The organism is Streptomyces sp. NPDC007205 (assembly GCF_040634095.1).
In the GTDB taxonomy this organism is placed as follows: Bacteria; Actinomycetota; Actinomycetes; order Streptomycetales; family Streptomycetaceae; genus Streptomyces.
Genome location: NZ_JBEYEW010000005.1, coordinates 48131 through 66850, shown reverse-complemented (window position 1 = coordinate 66850; position 18720 = coordinate 48131). Strand labels below are relative to the sequence as shown.

Here is an 18720-nt window from a genome sequence, read left to right as displayed (position 1 = left end):
CTCGGCATCAACGTCGGCGAAATCCACAAAAGTTACCGGCGGTATCACTTCCACAGCCGGTTCCCGTGTTTCTCCGGGCGCACTCAGGAGGGCGCCTGGACGGGCGCGAGCGGTACGCGGGACCCCAAGACGGCAAAAGCGACTCCCGGGGAGGCCGCCGGGCCGCCCGAGAAGACAGGAAGAGGGGCCCCGCGCCGGGACCCCTCCTCAAGTGCCTCGCTAGCCCTGCTGGTTGGGGCGCAGCGTCCAGAGGACGGTCATCTCGCCCGTGACGGCGCCGTCCGCGCGCCGGATCTCGATCGCCACCGGGAACTCGGGGCGCTGCCCCGCGTCCAGTTCGGCGACGACGTCGGCGGCCGGGCGGCCCAGCGTCGCGGTCGCGGTGACGGCGCCCATCGCCAGCTTCTTGTAGGCGATGTCGGCACGCACGGCGAGGGGCACCGCACGGGAGAGCTGGTCCCCGAACGCGGCCAGCACGATGGCCCCGCTGGCCGACTCCCCGAGCGTGAACATCGCACCGGCGTGCGGCCCGCCCACGTGGTTGTGGTACGCGCCCTGGTCCGGCAGGGCCACGACGGCCTTGTCCGCAGTGGTCTCCAGGAACTCCAGGTTCAGGGTCCGGGCCATGGGCACGGTGGCGGCGAGCATCTCGCCGATGGACATCTGGTCTGCGCTCATGCCGATATGTTACTCATGAGTAGGGCTTCGCTACGACCCTGGCGAGGGCCAGTGACCGAATCGTGTCCCGGGCCGCACTAGGGTTACTGGCCATGTGGCCAGATCAGCAGCCGCCAGGGGGCGCGCCGAACCCGCAGCACAATCCGCAGCACAACCCGTACCAGCAGCCGGGGTACCAGAACCCGAACCCGTACCAGCAGCCCGGGTACCAGCAGTACCCGCAAGCTGGGCAGTACGGTCAGCAGCCGCAGTGGGGGCAGCAACAGCCGCCCACCACACCCGTCCCGCAGGCCCCGCAGGGCGGCGGCCGCACGAAACTGGTCGCGATCCTCGCGGCCACGGCGGTCGTGGTCGCCGCCGGCGTGACCGGCTATCTGGTCCTCGGCCCGAACGGCGGCAAGGACAAGGAGGCCGACGGCAAGGGCGGTCAGCACACGAGCAAGCCGACCGTACAGCCCTCGGCCACCTCGTCCGCGACCGACGACCCGCGCGGCACCGAGACCGAGAAGCCGACCATCGCCGGCTGGCGGGTCGTGGTGAACTCCAAGTGGGGCATCGCCTACGACGTGCCCGCGGACTGGCAGGTCGACAAGCCGGGCACCGCGATCATGTTCGACTTCCCGAAGGGCGAGGCCAACACGGGCATCACCATGTCGGGCCTCGCCGAGTACAAGCCCACCTGGTGCACGTCCGACGACGACAAGGACGGCCGCACCGAGGACACCCAGCTGGCCGCCGTGGGCGCCAAGGGCGCCAGCGGCGCCAAGAACACGGACGAGATCGCGATCAACACGCCGGCCTGGTGGGTCTACGGCGCCTACACCATGCCGGACAAGAAGAGCCTCTCGTGGGACAAGAAGGCCACCCCCTTCAAGACGACCTCGGGCATCGAGGGCAGTTACGCGTGGGCCCAGTCGCACCACACTCCGCGCAAGGGCAAGTGTGTGACCGACGGCCAGGCACTGACGTTCGGCTTCAAGAACTCGGCCAGCGACTATGTCTCGTTCGACTTCTTCGGGGCCACGGGCGTGAAGGACGGGATCTCCAGGGCGACCGTCCTGAAGATTCTCAGCACGGTCCGGCTGCACGGAAGTCCGACGCACGAGTAGCGGTGGGTACGGCCGCGCCGGCAAGCGCGGCCGTACGGGCCGTCGGCGCGGTCGACCCCTCACGTGCCGGCGGAGTCGACGGTGAGGATCGCGGCTTTGCTGGGAACGCCGTGTGCGTCGAGGGCGAAGAGCATGTACGTGCCGGGGAGTGCCACGCCGGAGTCGGCCGGGACGGTCAGTTCGTAGGTGCTGGTTCCGGTCTTACGGGGTGTCAGCGGTATGCGGCGCTGGTCGTTGTCGACGGAGTGTGTGGAGGCTCCGGCCCGGATCAGGGCGAACTTGTCGACGGGCACGTCGGTCGTCACCTTCAGCTGCTGCCCGTGGGCGACCTTGGCGGGCATGTCACCGACGAAGCGGGGCCGGGGTTTTTCGGTGCCGTCGGTGTTGAGGAGGGAGGGCGGGGTGAAGATCGCCCCGTCGGCGTGGTTGGTCTGGCAGTCGCCGCACAGACCACCGCCTCCGGTGAAGACCCGCCCGTCTGGCAGCAGGTTGGCGACGCTGTGGTAGTTGCGCGGGACGGCCATGGACGCCAGGGCTGTGAAGCGGCCGGTCGCGGGGTCCCAGATCTCCGGGGTCAGGGCGGAGTGGCCGTCGCTGAAGGGCTTGGCATACGACTGCCCGCCGAAGACCGCGACCTTGCCGTCGGGCAGGACGACGCTGTTGCCGAAGGAGCGGGCGTAGGACATGTCGCCGGTACGGGCGCTGACGGGCTTGCCGTTGCTGCCGTTCGCGTCGACGGTGTAGGCGCGGTTGGTGGCTGCCGCGTTCTCGTACGCCGTGGCGCCGCCCAGGGTCAGGAGCTTGCCCACGTCGTAGGCGACGGCGTCGCCGTTCATCGCGTCGACGCTGTCGGCGCGGGTGCCGGCCGGGGTGATGCTGCCGTCACCCGCGGTGGATATCCAGTTGAGCTGCTTGCTGGGGCCGAGCTGCAGGATCCGGCCCTTGGCCATGGCGTACAGCCATGCGTGGTTGTCCGCCCGGTAGGGGCCCGCCGGATCGGCGGTCAGGATGGGGGTGACCGGTACACCGGGCAGCTTGCGCCAGGTGCCGGTGGCGGCCGACCAGACCTCGCCGCCCTTGTCCGGGGCGTTGTCCTGCGACCAGGAGCCGCCGATGACGAACGCGTCACCGTTCGGGAGCAGGGTCATGCCCTGGTAGCCGCGCGCGATGTTCATGTCGCTGGTGGAGGTCCACTTGTCGGTGCCGGGGTCGTAGATGCTGGCACGCTCGGCGTTGCTGCCGCCGGTCACCAGGACGCGGCCGTCGGCGAGGAGCGCGATGCCCGGACAGAACATGTCGTGCTTGGTGTTGTCCACGCGGCGCTGAGTGATCTTGCCGGTGTCCAGGTCCATGAGGGCGGTCTGGGTGTAGCCGTTGCTTCCGCCGAAGCGGTCGGGTGCGTAGGCGGACCAGGCCAGAAGTTTGTTGTCGGGCAGTACGGCGGTGGCCACCGGCACCAGCGGGAAGCCGATCACGGGGCTCCACCGGCCGTGTACGGCGGGGTCGGCCGGGCCGCTCAGGCGCAGTTCGGCCGCCGAGGCCCACGGTCCGCGCCCACCGGCCTCGGTGAGGGCGGTCAGCCGGACATAGCGGGCACTGACGGGTTGGCTGAACGTGGCGCCCTTGACGGTGTCGTCGTCCTTCCAGGTCCCGGTCGCCACCGGCTGCCCGAAAGCGGTGCCGTTCAGGCTGGTGGTGATCGAATACTGGCCTATCCGGCCGTTGGGGCTGTCGTCCGTACGCGGTTCGTAGCTGAGACCTGAGACGACCGCGGTGCGGTGCATGTCGATGGTGATGCTGTGCGGCAGCGGCGGGACGGTACCGGTCCACCGGGTGTGCCACAGCGTGCGGGAGTCGCCGTCCAGCACGTTCCGGGCGCGGTCATCGGCGTCCCGGGCCTCCTCGCTGGAGGCGGTGGCGGTCCACCCGTCGCGCGGCAGATCCGCGCCGGGTGCGGGGCCGCCAGGATCCCCGAGCAGGTTGATCTCGGCCGCCGAGGCCCATGGTCCGCGCCCGCCGGCCTCGGAGATGGCGGTCAGCCGCACATAGCGGGCCCGGGCGGGCACGAAACGCAGCGTCTTGACGGTCGCGTCGTCGGCCAGCATTCCCGTGGCCACGGGCTTCCCCCACGCCGTGCCGTCGCCGCTGAGGGAGACGGCGTACTCGCCGATCCGGCCGTTGGGGCTGCCGTCCTGACGCGGCTGGTAGACCATGCCGGAGACGACGGCGGTGCGGTGCATGTCGATGGTGATGGTGTGCGGCTGCGGGGGCCCGTCACCGGACCACTTGGTGTGCCACAGGGTGCCGGGGTCGCCGTCCAGCGCCTTCTGGGCACGCTCGTCACCCGCCTGCGTCTCCTCGCTGTCGGCGGTGGCGGTCCACCCCTCTCGCGGCAGGGTCGGAGCCGGGGGGCGCATGGCCTCCTCGGGAACGACCTCGCCATGGACGTCCGGGGGCATCGGCATGTCCCCGTCGGAGTGCGGGTCCGTGTCCCGTACGGCCGCCGTGCGATGCGCGAGGGCGGACTCGGGCTGTATCAGCCCGAGGGCCACTGCCGCACAGACCAGGAGAACGAGCCCGGTGGCCCGTGCCGTGACCCCTCGCGGTCTGCCTGGCGCATCTGCCATGACGCCTCTCCGAACGCTGGGAAACGGGACGCAGGCCGTCGACCCGGGGAGGAAGCAGGGCGTCCCGCCCCGTCGGTGTCCTCGGCGGGGCGGGACGCGGTACGAACTGCCGCTGGGATCCGTCAGAGGCAGAGCAGGACGATGAGTCCGTCGCACTCGTCGTCGCCGTAGTCGCCGCCGGCAGGACGGGCGGGGGCGCGGTGGACGTCGGCCGGGACCGCCGTTGCGGCGGTGGCCTGTGCGGCGGTGTGCGGGGCGGGGGGTGCGGCTGCTGCGGCGTTCGCCGTGCCTGCCAGGCAGGCAACGCCCAGGAGGGCGCTCACGGCACTCACCGCGCATATTCGCGGAACGCGGGAAAGGAGTCGGGGGTGCTGGGCTGGGTTCAGCTGTGCAGTGTTCATGGAGTCACCATGCACGCCCTCGGGGCCAGTTTCCCGCGGAGCGCAGCCGACTGGGGGAGCACCGTTTCGGTGACCGCGTCAGCCGATGCCGAACGCCCCGTCGGGCGGCTCGGGTGACGGCACGGCGTCGGCGTCCTCGACCGGCCGCGCGGAGCCGGTGAACTCCCGCACGGCAGCGCCGTGTTCGACCCGGGCCGGGAAGGCGTCCGCCGCGGTGCGACGGGCCAGGGCGGCGGTGTCGAGGGGCCGGTGCGCGGCCACGAGCACCGCGTTCCCGAACCGCCGGCCGCGCAGCACGGCGGGCTCGGCGATCAGGGCCAGCTCCTCGAAGACGGCCGCGAAGGTGGCGAGTTGGGAGCGCAGGAACGCGAACGGCGTCGCGTCGGCGAGATTGGCCAGGTAGACCCCGCCGGGCCGCAGCACCCGCTCGGCCTCACGGGCGTAGGCGAGCGTGGTGAGGTGCGCCGGCACCCGGGACCCGCCGAACACGTCGGCGATCAGCACATCGGCATGATCGTCCGGGGTGGTCTCCAGCCAGGCCCGGGCGTCGGCCGCGTGCAGCGCGATGCCCGAGCCCTGTGGGAGCGGCAGATGCTCGGCGACCAGCTCCAGCAGCCCCCGGTCGGCCTCGACGACGTCCTGCCGTGAGCCCGGCCGGGTGGCCGCCGCATACCTGGGCAGCGTGAGCGCACCCCCGCCGAGATGCACCACGTCCAGCGCCCGCCCCGCCTCGGCGACGGTGTCCAGCACATGTCCGAGCCGCCGCGCGTACTCGAACTCCAGGTACGCCGGTTCGTCGAGATCGACGTACGACTGCGGCGCCCCGTCGACCGTCAGCAACCAGGCCCGCGCCCGGTCGACGTCGGGCATCAGCTTGGCGGTGCCGTGATCGGTGTTCCGGGTGACGGGGATGGCTTCACTCACGAGCCCATTGTCGCCGGTACGGGAAGAAGCCCTTACGAACCGACGGAGTCAACCGTTCCCGCACCCACGGTCCGGCCGCCCTCACGGATGGCGAACCCGAGCCCCGGCTCCAGCGGAACCTCCCGCCCCAGCTCGACGGTCATGGTCACCGTCTCCCCGGGCCGGGCGACCCCCGCCTCCCCGAGGTCGACGTCCCCCACCACATCCGCCGTACGGATGTAGAACTGCGGCCGGTACCCGCTCGCGACCGGCGTCGTACGACCCCCCTCGCGCCCCGAGAGCAGATACACCCGCGCGGAGAACCGCCGGGCCGGCACCACGCTCCCCGGTGCCGCCACGACATGCCCGCGCCGCACGGCGTCCCGCGGCACCCCCCGCAGCAGCACCGCCACGTTGTCCCCGGCCTGAGCCTCCTGCATCGGCTTGCCGAAGGTCTCGAGACCGGTGACCACGGTCTCCACATCGGTGCCCAGCACGGACACCCGGTCCCCCAGGCGGAGCGTGCCCCGCTCCACCGCGCCCGTGACGACGGTGCCCCGCCCGGTGATGGTGAGCACGTTCTCCACCGGCAGCAGGAACGGCGCGTCCAGGTACCGCTCCGGCATGGGCACGTAGGTGTCCACCGCGTCGAGCAGCGCCTCGACGGACGCCGTCCAGCGCGGGTCGCCCTCCAGCGCCCTGAGGCCCGAGACCCGTACGACGGGGACGGAGTCACCGGGGTAGCCGTGGGCCGTGAGCAGGTCGCGGACCTCCAGCTCGACGAGGTCGATGAGTTCCTCGTCGTCCGTGCCGTCGGCCTTGTTGAGCGCGACGACGATGTGGTCGACGCCCACCTGCCGGGCGAGCAGCACGTGTTCCGCGGTCTGCGGCATGATCCCGTCGAGCGCGGAGACGACGAGGATCGCCCCGTCGAGCTGCGCGGCTCCGGTGACCATGTTCTTGACGTAGTCGGCATGGCCCGGCATGTCCACGTGGGCGTAGTGCCGGGTGTCGGTCTCGTACTCGACGTGCGCGATGTTGATGGTGATGCCGCGGGCGGCCTCCTCCGGGGCGCGGTCGATACGGTCGAACGGAACGTACTGGGTGGTGCTGCCGTTGCCGCGCTCGGCGAGGACCTTGGTGATGGCGGCGGTCAGGGTGGTCTTGCCGTGGTCGACGTGACCCATGGTGCCGATGTTCAGGTGCGGCTTGGTGCGCACGTAGGCCGTTTTGGACATGGCTGTACCTCGAAGCCTCTGCTGGTCGTGACGGAACGCGGGACCCCAGGTGACGGGCCGACCCTCCCCCTGCGGGGTCCGCCGGACGTTCCGGAGAGGGTCAGCTTCGGGCGCCGTCGACAGCGGCCACGAGGATCGGGACGGCAGCCTTCGGCGCATCCGCGACGGCGGATGCTGTGAGGAGGAAGGCGTACCGGGACATACCGTCGATCATCGTCGACGGCATGTCCGGCGTCGAATGGTTTTCCGCCGCAGGGCCGTGCGCCACGGTGCGGCGTCCCTCCCGGCGGGTTGCACCCGTTCCCGTGGGGGCGTTACCTGGAAGTACCGGCGGTGAAGTGGGCCGCCCCCTCCTCTCCGCCGTCGTCCAGCGCTCGACGCGGAGGTGACAGAGGTGAAAGCGGTCGTCTACGAAGAGCCCTTCAGTGTGGCGGTGAAGGACGTCCAGAACCCTCAGATCCAGCATCCCAACGATGTGCTCGTACGGGTCACTTCGACCGCCATATGCGGCTCGGACCTGCACATGTACGAGGGCCGCACGGCGGCCGAGTCGGGCATCGTCTTCGGACACGAGAACCTCGGCATCATCGAGGAGGTCGGCAGCGGCGTGACCTCCCTGTCCGAGGGTGACCGCGTCGTGATGCCCTTCAACGTCGCCTGCGGATTCTGCAAGAACTGTCTCGCCGGCAAGACCGGCTTCTGCCTGACGGTCAATCCCGGATTCGCGGGCGGGGCCTACGGCTATGTGGCGATGGGCCCGTACACGGGCGGCCAGGCCGAGCTGCTGCGCGTGCCGTTCGCCGACTTCAACTGCCTGAAGCTGCCGCCGGGCGAGGAGTTCGAGACCGATTTCGTGCTGCTCGCCGACATCTTCCCGACCGGCTACCACGGGTGCGAACTCGCCCAGGTCTCCCCCGGTGAGAGCGTGGCCGTCTTCGGCGCCGGACCGGTGGGGCTGATGGCCGCCTACTCGGCGCTGCTGCGCGGTGCGGCGAAGGTCTTCTCCGTCGACCGGGTGCCCGAGCGGCTCGCCAAGGCGGAGGAGATCGGAGCCATCCCCATCGACTTCACCAAGGGCGACCCGGCAGAACAGATCAAGGAACAGACCGGAGGTGAGGGAACCGACAAGGGCGTCGACGCCGTCGGCTACCAGGCCCAGGCACACGACGCCAGCCACGAGGAACCGGCCATCGTCCTCAACGAGCTCGTCATGACGGTACGTCCCACCGGCATGCTCGGCATACCGGGCCTGTACGTGCCCTCGGACCCCGGCGGCCCCGACGAGCACGCCAAGCACGGCCAGCTGCTGGTCTCCATCGGCAAGATGTTCGAGAAGGGCCAGCAGATGGGCACCGGTCAGTGCAACGTCAAGCGGTACAACCGCCAGCTGCGCGACATGATCATCGCCGGGCGGGCCAAGCCCAGCTTCGTGGTCTCGCACGAGCTGCCGCTGGACCAGGCACCGCAGGCGTACGAGAAGTTCGACAAGCGGATCGAGGGCTACACCAAGGTGGTACTCCACCCCGGCCACGCGCTCGCCGCGTGAGGCATGAGCGACGGGTCCGGGTGCCATGGGCGCCCGGGCCCGCTTCGATGCGACGCTCTTGACGGCGATCACACACGCTGGTCGGTTAGTGTCACCGGATGCTCGATGCCCACCGTTCTGGCACCGCCACGGCCTCTCCCCGGGTCGCCGCCACGGAGCTCGCCGTTGCCGTGCCGCCCCCGTCCCGCGTCGGGTTCACCGGGCGTTGCGGGCGGGCGCTGGTCCATCCGTATGTCCGGCTGTCGCTGCTGGCCGCCCTGCTCGCCGGTGCCGCCGCGTGTGTGCTGGCCTTCGAGCCGCAGCGGCTGCTGGCACACGGCTCGCCGCCGCAGCTCGGCGGGGCCGCGGCGGCCGTGGTGTTCACCGGGGGGTACGGGCTGTGCACCGTGGCGTTCGTACCGCGGCCCTTGCTCAACCTGGCGGCGGGCGCGCTGTTCGGCTCGCAGCTGGGGCTGTGGACGGCGCTGGCGGGCACGGTGCTCGGTGCGGGCGTGGCGTTCGGGCTGGGCCGGGTGCTCGGACAGGACGCGCTGCGCCCGCTGCTGCGGGGCCGCTGGCTGAAGGCGGCCGACGGGCAGCTGAGCCGGCACGGATTCCGGTCGATGCTGGTGGCCCGGCTCTTCCCGGGCGTGCCGTTCTGGGCGGCGAACTACTGCGCCGCCGTCTCCCGGATGCGATGGTGGCCGTTTCTGCTGGCCACCGCCCTCGGGTCGGTCCCGAACACCGCCGCCTACGCGGTGGCCGGCGCCCGCGCCTCGGCGCCGACGTCCCCCGCCTTCCTGATCGCGATGGCCGGTATCGCCGTACCGGCGCTGGCGGGCTCGGTGGTCGCCTGGCGCAAGCGGCACCATCTGCGTTCACGGTAGGCGTACGGCGCGGCAGCCGGCCGACGGTACAAAGCGGCCCTACCCGCGAACGGCTTCCAGCACCATCGCGTTGGCCAGCCCGCCCGCCTCGCACATGGTCTGCAGCCCGTAGCGAGCGCCGCGCTCCCGCATCGCGTGGACCAGGGTGGTGGTCAGCCGGGTGCCGCTGGCGCCGAGCGGGTGGCCGAGGGCGATGGCGCCGCCGTGCACGTTGACCTTGGCCAGGTCGGCGCCGGTCTCCTGCTGCCAGGCCAGGACCACACTGGAGAACGCCTCGTTGACCTCGAAGAGGTCGATGTCGTCCAGCCGCAGTCCGGCCCGGTGGAGCACCTTCTCGGTGGCCGGGATGACCCCGGTGAGCATCAGCAGCGGATCGGAGCCGGTGACGGCGAAGCTGTGCAGACGGGCGAGCGGCCGCAGGCCCAGACGGGCCGCGATGTCGCCGGAGGTGATCAGCACGGCGGAGGCGCCGTCGTTGACGGGGCTGGCGTTGCCCGCGGTGACGTTCCACTCGATCTGCGGGAAGCGCTCGCCGAAGCCGGGGTCGTGGTAGGCGGGCTTGAGGCCGGCGAGGATCTCCGGGGTGCTGCCGGGCCGTACGCACTCGTCGCGGGCGACGCCGTCCAGCGGCGCCACCTCGGCGTCGAAGAGACCGGCCTGCCACGCGGCGGCGGCCTTCCGGTGCGAGGAGACCGCGAACTCGTCCATCCTCGCGCGGGTGAGGGACCACTTGGCGGCGATCAGCTCGGCGCTGATGCCCTGCGGGACCAGGCCCTCCGGGTAGCGCTCGGCGACGCCCGGACCGAAGGGGTCCTTTCCGGCGGGCACGTTGGACCACATCGGCACCCGGCTCATCGACTCCACGCCACAGGCGACCACGAGGTCGTACGCACCCGAGATCACGCCCTGCGCGGCGAAGTGCACGGCCTGCTGGGAGGAGCCGCACTGGCGGTCCACCGTGGTCGCCGGGACCGTCTCGGGGAAGCCGGCGGCGAGGACGGCGTACCGGGTGGTGTTCATGGCCTGCTCGCCGACCTGGTCGACGGTGCCGCCGATGACGTCGTCGATCAGTGCCGGGTCGACACCGGAGCGCTCGACCAGGGTGCGCAGGGTGTGGGCGAGCAGCTGGACGGGGTGGACGTGGGCGAGGGAGCCGTTCGGCTTGCCCTTGCCGATGGGGGTGCGTACGGCTTCGACGATCACTGCGTCGCGCATGGCGGGGGCCTCCTTGGCCGCCTGGCTGCCGCGGCGGACCACGGCAGCTACCAGTGAGTAGGAAATCCAAACTCACGATAGCCCTGCGGGTTGGAAAATCAAACCCTCATCTAGACTGGCCTTCATGGCCGCCACGAGAGATCCGCGCCCCTGCTCCATCGCCGACGCCCTCGCGCTGGTCGGCGAGAAGTACTCCCTGCTCGTCCTGCGCGAGGTGTGCCTGGGCAACGGCCGCTTCGACCAGCTCGTGCGCAACATCGGCGCCCCGCGCGACATCCTGGCCGCCCGGCTGCGCCGGCTCGTGGACGCCGGGATCCTCACCAAGCGCGTCTACAGCGAGCGCCCGCAGCGCTTCGAGTACCGGGCCACCCAGGCGGGACTGGAGCTGGAGCCGGTCCTGATGACGCTCAAGGAGTGGGGCGACCGCCATCTCCGCAAGGGCACCGACCTGCCCATGGCCGTCGAGCACATCTGCGGCAACGAACTGGTCCCGGTCGTCACCTGCCGGGCCTGCGGCGACGAGGTACGCCACGAGGACCTCACGGCCCATCCGCAGGCGCCGGGGTGGACGATCACGGGCCCAACGGCGGCGTGACGCCTGGGTGAGCGACCAGCCACGAAGAAGGCCTCAGCGAGATGGGTGGGGTCACCCGCCGCCAGCCGCTCCGGATGCCGCCCGGTGGCCTCGGCCGCCGCCAGTGCACCGCTCCCCCACCGCTGACGCCACTCGGCGATCCGGGGCCTCACCAGCGCGGCGGCGGCCCGATGGAAGGCAGCCGGCACTTCGGGGCCGGAGGCCTCGCGCAGCGCCCGGTACCCCTCCAGGGCCAGGTCCCGCCGAGCGCGGGCGGCCCGCTCCCGCTCGGCCTGTGGGCGGGGTGGGTTCCGCCCGCGCCGGAGTGGTCGTTCTCCGGGGCGGGCGGAGACGAGCGTGGCGTGGCCGTCGCTGCCGTCGCGCTCGCCGCAGTACGCGAGCCACGGCGCCTGGGTGCCCATCAGGGAGGGCCCCTCCCCCACGGGCCGACGATCCGCCCCTCCCGGAAGGCGCGCGGGCCGCGCCAGAACAGACCGGTGTGGCCCGCCGGTTCGCGCCCCGCGGTGGTCGGGCTGCCGAAGCGGAGCGGCTCGGCACGGCGGTTGGTGACGGCGCCGGTCCAGGTGAGCGCCCAGGTGCCGGAGCCCAGGTCGACGTCGTGGACCTCCGGGTCTCGGCGGACGTTCTGAGCCCGCACGCGGCGGAGTCGCGAGTGAGCGGCGGGCGCCGCTGTTTCGGACATCTCCCGGCCCCGGTGCGAACCCGACCCGCCCGCTCTTCTCGCGCAGCCGCTCCCCGCTCCTCCGCAGCCGCCGCGACCTGCGCATTCCATCCCGTTACCGGTGACGTAGAGGGCCGCCCGGCCGGGCACTTCACCGCGACTCGCACCCTCTTCCGCTCGGCACCGGCGAGGCATATGCCTCGTGGTCTGGAGCGACTGAGGGCGCGGCGGGCGGGCGACGGTGACCAACCCCATACCTTCCCTGTAGCCGGGTGGTAGCGCACTGTCAGGGTGCGCCCCTAGGCTGTCCGCATGTCCCCCCATTCCCTGCCCTCTGGTTCCGTGCGCTCTGCTGCCGAGGTGAACGAGCAGATACGGGCGCTGTGGCTGCGTGCGGGCGGCACCCTGTCGGCCCAGGAACGCGCGGAGTACGAGCTGTTGGTGGTCGAGTGGGCCGAGGCGATCCGCGGCGAGATCATCGAGGCGGCCTGATGCGGGCCGCGCTCCACGGTCGGCCGGTCGCGATCGGCGAACCCGCGTTCACGGTGAGAGCCACTGGTGTGGGCGCGCCGTGTCGGACAGGCTGCGGCCCATGGACTGGATGCCCCTGCTTTCCACACTGACCGGTGCCGCCATCGGTATCGCGGCCACGCTGATCGCCGATCGCAACCGGTGGAAACGGGAGGAGGCCAGACACGCGCTGGAAATACGGCGCGAGGTGTACACCGAGTTCGTTTCCGCCCTCAAAGCCGCAGGTGAAGAGATACGGGCCGTCGCCTTGGGCGATCACATGTCCGCGTCGGCCCGTGACGCGGCCGTGCGGGAGGCCGTCCGTGGCACCGGCATCTACACAGCGAGTGAACGCCTTTGGCTCGTGGGACCACCGCAGGTCGTGGCGGCGGGAAACGAGGCGTTCCACGGTCTGCGCGCACTACGCGATGCCTACGCCCGGGGCGTGACCGTCGGCTCCGCCGAGGAGGCGCCCCTGGTAGCGCAGCGGCGCACGGCCATGGCTCAGATGCGTCACACCATGCGTGAGGACCTGGGTATCGGACCGCTGGGCATCGAGTAGCCGGCCGCGGGTCCACGGCGGTCGCGGCCATTGGCGCAGCCCGTGCCTCTGCCCGGACAGTCGGTGCTGGACCGGGACCGGGCCCGCTCGGGTCGGTGTCCCTGCGACGGGCCGACCAGGCCCTGTTCAGCCGGCAACGGTCATGGCTCCACGCCGCCGCTGATACCCCGACACGGCCGAATGCCCCCGCACGCCTCTTGGCTCCGCGCCCGCGATGCCCAACACTGTGCCGATGACGCAACGCGCGGAGCTCGCGACCGTGATGGACCGGCTGGCCGTCGACGAGTTGATCACCGCGTACGCGGTGGCGGTGGACGACGGCGACTGGACGGCGTACCGAGGGCTGTTCACGGCGGACGGGCGGGCCGACTACCGTTCGGCCGGCGGCGTCGAGGGCGACGCGGGGCAGGTCGCCGGATGGCTCGCCGAGAGTCTCGCGGCGTTCTCCATGCGCCAGCATCTGATCGTCAACCGCCGGCTGCGCTTCGGCGTCCTGGAACACGACACGGGCGACACCGCCGCGGTGCGGGCCGACTACCTGAACCCGATGCGCTTCACGAGTGATGCCGGCCCCACCGCCCCCGACATGGTCTGCGGGGGCCGCTACGCCTTCGCGCTGCTCCGCACGTCACAGGGGTGGCGCCTGCGCGAGGTGGTCGTCCACGAAAAATGGCGCCGGTCGCCTGCGGAGCCCTGGGCCAGGGAAGGTGACGACAGGGCCTAGGTGTATCGACCTGAAGCGTTGTTCACACGGCTGATCAGTGGCCGGCCGCCGAGTGCGGTGTGGCAGCGGTGGTGGTTGTAGGGGCCGGCCGATTGGCATGAACCGCATCCCTGGAGGAGATCGCTCGGATCGCGCACACTGGAGCCAGCCCTGGGTACGGAGGGTCCACATGAGGACGATCGACCGCTGGCTGACCTCCCCCTGGCGTCGCAGCTGCGCCGCCGCTCTCGTGGGCGCCCTGCCCGTGCTCGCGTTCCCCGCGCCGTCCCTGTGGTGGTTCGCGTACGTCGCCCTGGTCCCCTGGATCCTGCTGGCCCGCTCGGCCCCGACCGCCCGGCGGGCGGCGTACGACGGCTGGAGCGGCGGCTTCGGTTACCTGGTGGCCGTGCACCACTGGCTGCTGCCGAGCCTGCACGTGTTCATCTTCCTGATCGCCGCCCTGCTCGGCGCGCTGTGGGCACCCTGGGGCCTGCTGGTGCGCCGTTTCCTCGGCGGGCGGCCCGGGCCGGGCCGGGGCGCCGCCGCGCTGCTGGTGCTGCCGTCCGCCTGGCTGATGGTGGAGCTGGTGCGGTCCTGGCAGGGGCTCGGCGGGCCGTGGGGCATGCTGGGCGCCAGCCAGTGGCAGGTGTCACCCGCGCTGCGGCTGGCCTCGGTCGGCGGGGTGTGGCTGCTCAGCTTTCTGATCGTGGCCGTGAACGTGGCGGCGGCCGTCCTGATGTCGGTGCGGGAGTCCAGAGTGCCGGCCGTGGCCTCGCTGGTCGCCACGGCCGCCGCGGCCTCGGCCGCGTGGGCGTGGGCGCCGCGCCCGCAGACCGACGGTCAGGTCCGGATCGCCGTCGTACAGCCGGGAGTCGTGGACGGTCACGACAGCGGCGACAAGCGTTTCGCCCGGGAGGAACAGCTGACCCGGCGGCTCGCCGGGCAGGGCGTCGGCCTGGTCGTGTGGGGCGAGTCCAGCGTCGGCTTCGACCTGGACCACCGTCCCGACCTGGCCCGGCGGATCGCCGCGCTGTCCCGTCGGACCGGCGCCGATGTGCTGGTGAACGTGGACGCGCGCCGCTCCGACCGGCCCGGCATCTACAAGAGTTCGGTGCTGGTCGGCCCGGACGGCCCGACCGGCGAACGGTACGACAAGATGCGGCTCGTCCCCTTCGGCGAGTACATACCCGCCCGCTCGCTCCTCGGCTGGGCCACCTCGGTCGGCAAGGCGGCCGGCGAGGACCGCGGGCGCGGCACCGAGCAGGTCGTCATGCACGTCGGGCACGGGCTGCGGATCGGCCCGCTGATCTGCTTCGAGACCGCGTTCCCGGACATGAGCCGGCATCTGGCGCAAGACGGCGCGGACGTCCTGCTCGGCCAGTCCGCCACCTCCACGTTCCAGGGCAGCTGGGCGCCGGAGCAGCATGCCTCGCTGGCCGCGCTGCGGGCCGCCGAGACCGGCCGGCCGATGGTGCACGCGACCCTCACCGGTGTCTCGGCGGTGTACGGGCCGGCCGGGCAGCGGCTCGGGCCGTGGCTCGGCACGGACGCGAGCGCCGCGCACGTGTACGACGTACCGCTCGCGCACGGCGTCACGCCGTACGTCCGGTACGGCGACTGGCCGGTGCACGGCGCGCTGCTGGTACTGGCCGCGCTGGGTGCGACCGAGGGTGTGCGGGCGCTCAGGCTGCGGCGAAGCGGTCCCGAACCGCTCGTACCACCCGCTCGCACAGCTCATGGGTCGCCAGCGCGTCCTGGGCGCTGAGCAGCTTGCCGGCGCGCACGGCGTCGAGGAAGGCGAGAACCGCCTGTTCGATGCCGCGCTGCCGGGCCACCGGCACCCAGTCACCGCGGCGGCGTACGGTCGGCTGGCCCTTGTGGTCGATCACCTCGGCGAGGTTGAGCACCTGCCGTTTGGTGTCCTGCCCGGAGACCTCCAGGATCTCCTCCGTGGAACCGCTGAGCCGGTTCATCACGCCGAGCGCGGTGAAGCCGTCGCCGCCCAGCTGGAGCACCACGTGGTGCAGCAGCCCGTCCTGGACGCGGGCGCGCACGGTGACGTCGTCCACCGGGCCGGGCGCCAGGAACCGCAGGGTGTCGACGACGTGGATGAAGTCGTCCAGGATCATCGAGCGCGGTTCCTCGGGCAGCCCGATCCGGTTCTTCTGCAGGAGGATCAGCTCGCGCGGGTGCTCCAGGCACTGGGCGTACCCGGGCGCGTACCGGCGGTTGAAGCCGACGGAGAGGGACACCCCACGCTGCTCGGCGAGCGCCACCAGCCGCTCGGAGTCGGCGAGTTCGTAGGCGAGCGGCTTGTCCACGTACGTCGGTACGCCGGCCTGGAGCAGCCGGGTGACGATCTCGGGGTGGACGGCGGTCGGCGCGTGTACGAAGGCCGCGTCGAGGCCGGCGGCGAGCAGCGAGTCGAGCGTGGTGTGCCGCCGGTCGGCCGGCAGGTGCAGGGTGTCCGCGACCCGGTCCAGGGTGGCGGGCGTCCGCGTCTGGAGGTGCAGTTCGATCCCCGGCTGGGCGCCCAGCACCGGCAGATACGCCTTCTGTGCGATGTCCCCGAGTCCGATGCAGCCGACCTTCACGTGCTCTCCCCTACCGCTTGATTGCCTCCCCGGCAGCATACGGGGGCCGCCAGTCGGCGATGCCGTCGAAGCCGCGCAGGAAGAGCGCGGGACCGGCCTTCGACAGGGCCGCGATCACGGTGTCGCGTACGGCGACGGCGACGGGGTTGCCGGCCATGTTCAGGCGGGCGATCTTGACGGCCTGGCGGGCGATGGCGGTGGTGCGCGGGAGGCGCGCGGCGCTGTAGGCGGCGAGGTCGCGGGAGTGGTGGGCGAGCACCACGGCGTCCTCGATGGCCTGGTTGCCGCCTTGGCCGAGGGTCGGCGGCATGGCGTGGGCGGCGTCACCGAGCAGGGCGACCCTGCCACAGTGGTGGGCGGGCAGGGGCGTGGCGAGGTGGTGGACGTCGTGCCGGAGCACGTCCTCGGGGCGGGCTGCGGCGAGGACGGCGGGGACGGGCTCGTGCCAGTCGCCGAACCGGCGCAGCAGTTCGGCCTTTTCGTCGTCCGGCGCCCGCCCGCCGGCCGGGGTCATGGCCGCCGCATAGGCGTAGACCCGGCCGTCCTTGACCGGGTGGGTGCCCCAGATGCGGCCCCGGCCCCAGGTCTCGTGCGAGGCGAACTCGACGCCGGGCACGGGGACCAGGACCCGCCAGGTGGTGAACCCGGCGTACACCGGGCCGGAATGCGCCGGGAACAGGGCGCCGCGCACCCGGGAGTTGATGCCGTCCGCGCCGACCACCAGCGCGGCCTCGAACTCGTCGTCGCCCGTGGTGACCCGGGCGGGGCGTCGGCCGTCGCCGGGGTCGGCGAGGACCGCGGCGGACCCGGTGCGCACGGCACCGGGTGGGAGCAGGGCGGCGAGGCGGTCGACCAGGGTGGCGCGGGGCAGCAGGACCAGCGGGCCGCCGAAGCGGGCGGCGGCCGCCTCGGCGCTGGAGCGGGACAGCCAGCGCCCGCCCGGGGTGCGCAGCCCGCCGTCACCCTGCCAGGCGGCGAGGTCGCGGATCTCCTCGCCGATGCCGAGCACGTCGAGGGCGCGCAGGGCGTTCGGGGCGAGCGAGATGGCCGCGCCGACCGGTTCCAGGGAGCCGGCCCGCTCCAGCACGGTCAGATCCCAGCCCCTGCGGTGCAGGGCCGCCGCCGCGGCCAGACCTCCGATGCCGCCCCCGATGACGATCGCACGCCCCGACTGAGCCATGGTTCCTCCCGAGCCCCGCTGACTACACCTGTAGTTTCTCCGACACTACTACAGCCGTAGTGAGGCCGATAGGGTCACCTCATGTCCGTACGCACCCCCGGCGCCTCCCGTGCCGATCTCGTCGCCGACGCCGCCCTCGACCTGCTCGCCGAGCGCGGGATGCGCGGGCTGACACACCGGGCGGTGGACGAGGCGGCGGGGCTGCCGCCGGGCTCGACCTCGAATGTGGCGCGCACCCGGCAGGCGCTGCTGGAGCTGGCGGTACGACGGCATGCCGAACGTGAGGCCCGGGTACTGGACGTGGCGGAGCTGCCGGATCCGAGCGGCGGGGTCGACGCGCTGGCCGACGGGCTTGCCCTCGCCGTGCACCGCTCCCTGACCCAGGGGCGCGAGCTGCTGATCGCCCGCTACGAACTCGCCCTGGAGGCCACCCGTCGCCCCGAACTGCGCGCCTTCTACGACCGGACCGGTGCCGTCTTCAAGGAACAGCTGGCCACGCTGCTCACCGCCGTCGGCTCGCCCGACCCGTCCCGGCACGTGCTGTCCCTGGTCGCCTGGGCGGACGGGCTGATGTTCTCGTGCGTCGCGGGTTCGTTCAGCGCACAGGTGCCGGGCCTGGAGGAGGTCCGCAGAGGCCTGCGGGAACTGCTCACGGGCCTGCTGGGCCGGTAAACGCCTGGTGGGGCCGCATGATCATCGGTGATGATACGAGCATGACGACCGAACGCCTGGAGCCCGCCGTGACCGCCGGTGAACGCGAGATGCTGGAGGGCTGGCTGGACTACCACCGCCGGACACTGGCCTGGAAGTGCGAGGGGCTGAGCGACGAGCAGTTGCGGACGGCGTCCGTGCCACCCTCCGAGCTGTCCCTCATGGGGCTGGTGCGGCACATGGCGGAGGTGGAACGGAGCTGGTTCCGCAAGGTGCTGGTGGGCGACGACCCCGGGCCGATCTACTACACCGACGAGGACCGGGACGGCGAGTTCCATCTCACCGAGGCCGACACCTGGCAGGAGGCGTACACGACCTGGCAGGCGGAGATCGACGTCGCCCGGCGGAACGCGGCCGGTTTCGAGCTCGACGACCTGTCGAAGGGAAAGAGCAGGTCCACCGAGGATCCGTTCAGCCTGCGCTGGATCTACACGCACATGATCGAGGAGTACGCCCGGCACAACGGCCACGCCGATCTGGTCCGTGAGCGGATCGACGGCGCCACCGGCGACTGAACGTCACCTTCGGTACGCCGGAATCCTCCGCACGGGGCACGAGATCACCCGTGCGGGGGCATCGACATCGGCTCCCTGCTGCCAAGCCGGGGGCCGACCCAGCAGA

General features: G+C 72.0%; 19 protein-coding genes and 2 pseudogenes. 10 read left to right on the top strand and 11 right to left on the bottom strand.

Annotated elements, in window-relative coordinates:
• Positions 1-219: 219 nt before the first annotated feature.
• Complete coding sequence (locus tag ABZ624_RS11320; protein ID WP_360085415.1) at positions 220-678, bottom strand: DUF4442 domain-containing protein; 459 nt, start codon at positions 676-678, stop codon at positions 220-222.
• Between the two features lie 92 nt (positions 679-770).
• Between ABZ624_RS11320 and ABZ624_RS11315 the strand changes: the two genes are divergently transcribed.
• Positions 771-1787 carry a hypothetical protein gene (locus ABZ624_RS11315; RefSeq protein ID WP_360085412.1) on the top strand — a complete coding sequence of 339 codons (1017 nt, stop codon included), beginning with the start codon at positions 771-773 and terminating at the stop codon, positions 1785-1787.
• A gap of 59 nt (positions 1788-1846) precedes the next feature.
• Here ABZ624_RS11315 and ABZ624_RS11310 read toward each other — a convergent pair whose 3' ends face one another.
• The 5 genes from ABZ624_RS11310 to ABZ624_RS11290 all read right to left on the bottom strand — a co-directional run bounded on the left by ABZ624_RS11310 (position 1847) and on the right by ABZ624_RS11290 (position 7224).
• A complete protein-coding gene (locus tag ABZ624_RS11310; RefSeq protein WP_360085409.1) occupies positions 1847-4414 on the bottom strand; it encodes a discoidin domain-containing protein in 2568 nt (855 codons plus the stop codon).
• Positions 4415-4536: 122 nt separating this feature from the next.
• Positions 4537-4737, bottom strand: coding sequence for a hypothetical protein (locus tag ABZ624_RS11305; RefSeq protein WP_360085406.1), 201 nt, complete (start codon positions 4735-4737; stop codon positions 4537-4539).
• Positions 4738-4893: 156 nt separating this feature from the next.
• Positions 4894-5739: a fused MFS/spermidine synthase gene (locus tag ABZ624_RS11300; RefSeq protein WP_360085403.1), complete on the bottom strand. Its 846-nt coding sequence runs from the start codon at positions 5737-5739 to the stop codon at positions 4894-4896.
• Positions 5740-5771: 32 nt separating this feature from the next.
• Complete coding sequence (tuf, locus tag ABZ624_RS11295) at positions 5772-6956, bottom strand: elongation factor Tu (RefSeq protein ID WP_360085400.1); 1185 nt, start codon at positions 6954-6956, stop codon at positions 5772-5774.
• Positions 6957-7056: 100 nt separating this feature from the next.
• Positions 7057-7224, bottom strand: a complete 168-nt coding sequence (locus tag ABZ624_RS11290) for a hypothetical protein (protein WP_360086075.1) — start codon at positions 7222-7224, stop codon at positions 7057-7059.
• A gap of 126 nt (positions 7225-7350) precedes the next feature.
• On the opposite strand from ABZ624_RS11290, the gene ABZ624_RS11285 reads away from it, so the two are divergent.
• Positions 7351-8502 carry a glutathione-independent formaldehyde dehydrogenase gene (locus ABZ624_RS11285; RefSeq protein ID WP_360085397.1) on the top strand — a complete coding sequence of 384 codons (1152 nt, stop codon included), beginning with the start codon at positions 7351-7353 and terminating at the stop codon, positions 8500-8502.
• 98 nt (positions 8503-8600) lie between these two features.
• The gene (locus ABZ624_RS11280; protein WP_360085394.1) at positions 8601-9368 is read left to right on the top strand and encodes a TVP38/TMEM64 family protein; all 768 of its coding nucleotides are present in this window, start codon (positions 8601-8603) and stop codon (positions 9366-9368) included.
• Positions 9369-9407: 39 nt separating this feature from the next.
• Here the strand turns inward: ABZ624_RS11280 and ABZ624_RS11275 are convergent, their stop codons facing one another.
• The gene (locus ABZ624_RS11275; protein WP_360085391.1) at positions 9408-10583 is read right to left on the bottom strand and encodes a thiolase family protein; all 1176 of its coding nucleotides are present in this window, start codon (positions 10581-10583) and stop codon (positions 9408-9410) included.
• Between the two features lie 124 nt (positions 10584-10707).
• Between ABZ624_RS11275 and ABZ624_RS11270 the strand changes: the two genes are divergently transcribed.
• Positions 10708-11178, top strand: coding sequence for a helix-turn-helix domain-containing protein (locus tag ABZ624_RS11270; protein ID WP_360085388.1), 471 nt, complete (start codon positions 10708-10710; stop codon positions 11176-11178).
• Between the two features lie 29 nt (positions 11179-11207).
• On the opposite strand, the pseudogene ABZ624_RS11265 reads toward ABZ624_RS11270, so the two are convergent.
• Both ABZ624_RS11265 and ABZ624_RS11260 read right to left on the bottom strand, forming a co-directional pair.
• Positions 11208-11456 (bottom strand): annotated as a pseudogene (locus ABZ624_RS11265) (cupin); the annotation flags it as partial.
• A pseudogene (locus tag ABZ624_RS11260) lies at positions 11453-11797 on the bottom strand (DUF6807 family protein); the annotation flags it as partial. The pseudogenes ABZ624_RS11265 and ABZ624_RS11260, both read right to left, overlap by 4 nt.
• Before the next feature lie 354 nt (positions 11798-12151).
• Here ABZ624_RS11260 and ABZ624_RS11255 point away from each other — a divergent pair.
• The 4 genes from ABZ624_RS11255 to lnt all read left to right on the top strand — a co-directional run bounded on the left by ABZ624_RS11255 (position 12152) and on the right by lnt (position 15379).
• A complete protein-coding gene (locus tag ABZ624_RS11255; protein WP_360085385.1) occupies positions 12152-12331 on the top strand; it encodes a hypothetical protein in 180 nt (59 codons plus the stop codon).
• 100 nt (positions 12332-12431) lie between these two features.
• Positions 12432-12911, top strand: coding sequence for a hypothetical protein (locus tag ABZ624_RS11250; RefSeq protein WP_360085382.1), 480 nt, complete (start codon positions 12432-12434; stop codon positions 12909-12911).
• A 232-nt stretch (positions 12912-13143) separates the two neighbouring features.
• Entirely contained in the window at positions 13144-13635 is a 492-nt protein-coding gene (locus ABZ624_RS11245; protein WP_360085379.1) for a nuclear transport factor 2 family protein, read from the top strand.
• 169 nt (positions 13636-13804) lie between these two features.
• A complete protein-coding gene (gene lnt, locus ABZ624_RS11240) occupies positions 13805-15379 on the top strand; it encodes an apolipoprotein N-acyltransferase (RefSeq protein ID WP_360085376.1) in 1575 nt (524 codons plus the stop codon).
• Here the strand turns inward: lnt and ABZ624_RS11235 are convergent.
• Both ABZ624_RS11235 and ABZ624_RS11230 read right to left on the bottom strand, forming a co-directional pair.
• Positions 15297-16208 (bottom strand): Gfo/Idh/MocA family oxidoreductase, encoded by a 912-nt coding sequence (locus ABZ624_RS11235; protein WP_360085373.1) that lies wholly within the window; start codon positions 16206-16208, stop codon positions 15297-15299. The two genes, lnt and ABZ624_RS11235, sit on opposite strands and share 83 nt — an antisense overlap.
• 10 nt (positions 16209-16218) lie before the next feature.
• Positions 16219-17388, bottom strand: a complete 1170-nt coding sequence (locus tag ABZ624_RS11230; RefSeq protein ID WP_360085370.1) for an FAD-dependent monooxygenase — start codon at positions 17386-17388, stop codon at positions 16219-16221.
• Between the two features lie 81 nt (positions 17389-17469).
• Here ABZ624_RS11230 and ABZ624_RS11225 point away from each other — a divergent pair, with 81 nt between their 5' ends.
• Together ABZ624_RS11225 and ABZ624_RS11220 are read left to right on the top strand one after the other, a co-directional pair.
• Entirely contained in the window at positions 17470-18060 is a 591-nt protein-coding gene (locus tag ABZ624_RS11225; protein ID WP_360085367.1) for a TetR/AcrR family transcriptional regulator, read from the top strand.
• Between the two features lie 41 nt (positions 18061-18101).
• Positions 18102-18614, top strand: a complete 513-nt coding sequence (locus tag ABZ624_RS11220; RefSeq protein WP_360085364.1) for a DinB family protein — start codon at positions 18102-18104, stop codon at positions 18612-18614.
• The last annotated feature ends 106 nt before the right edge of the window (positions 18615-18720 follow it).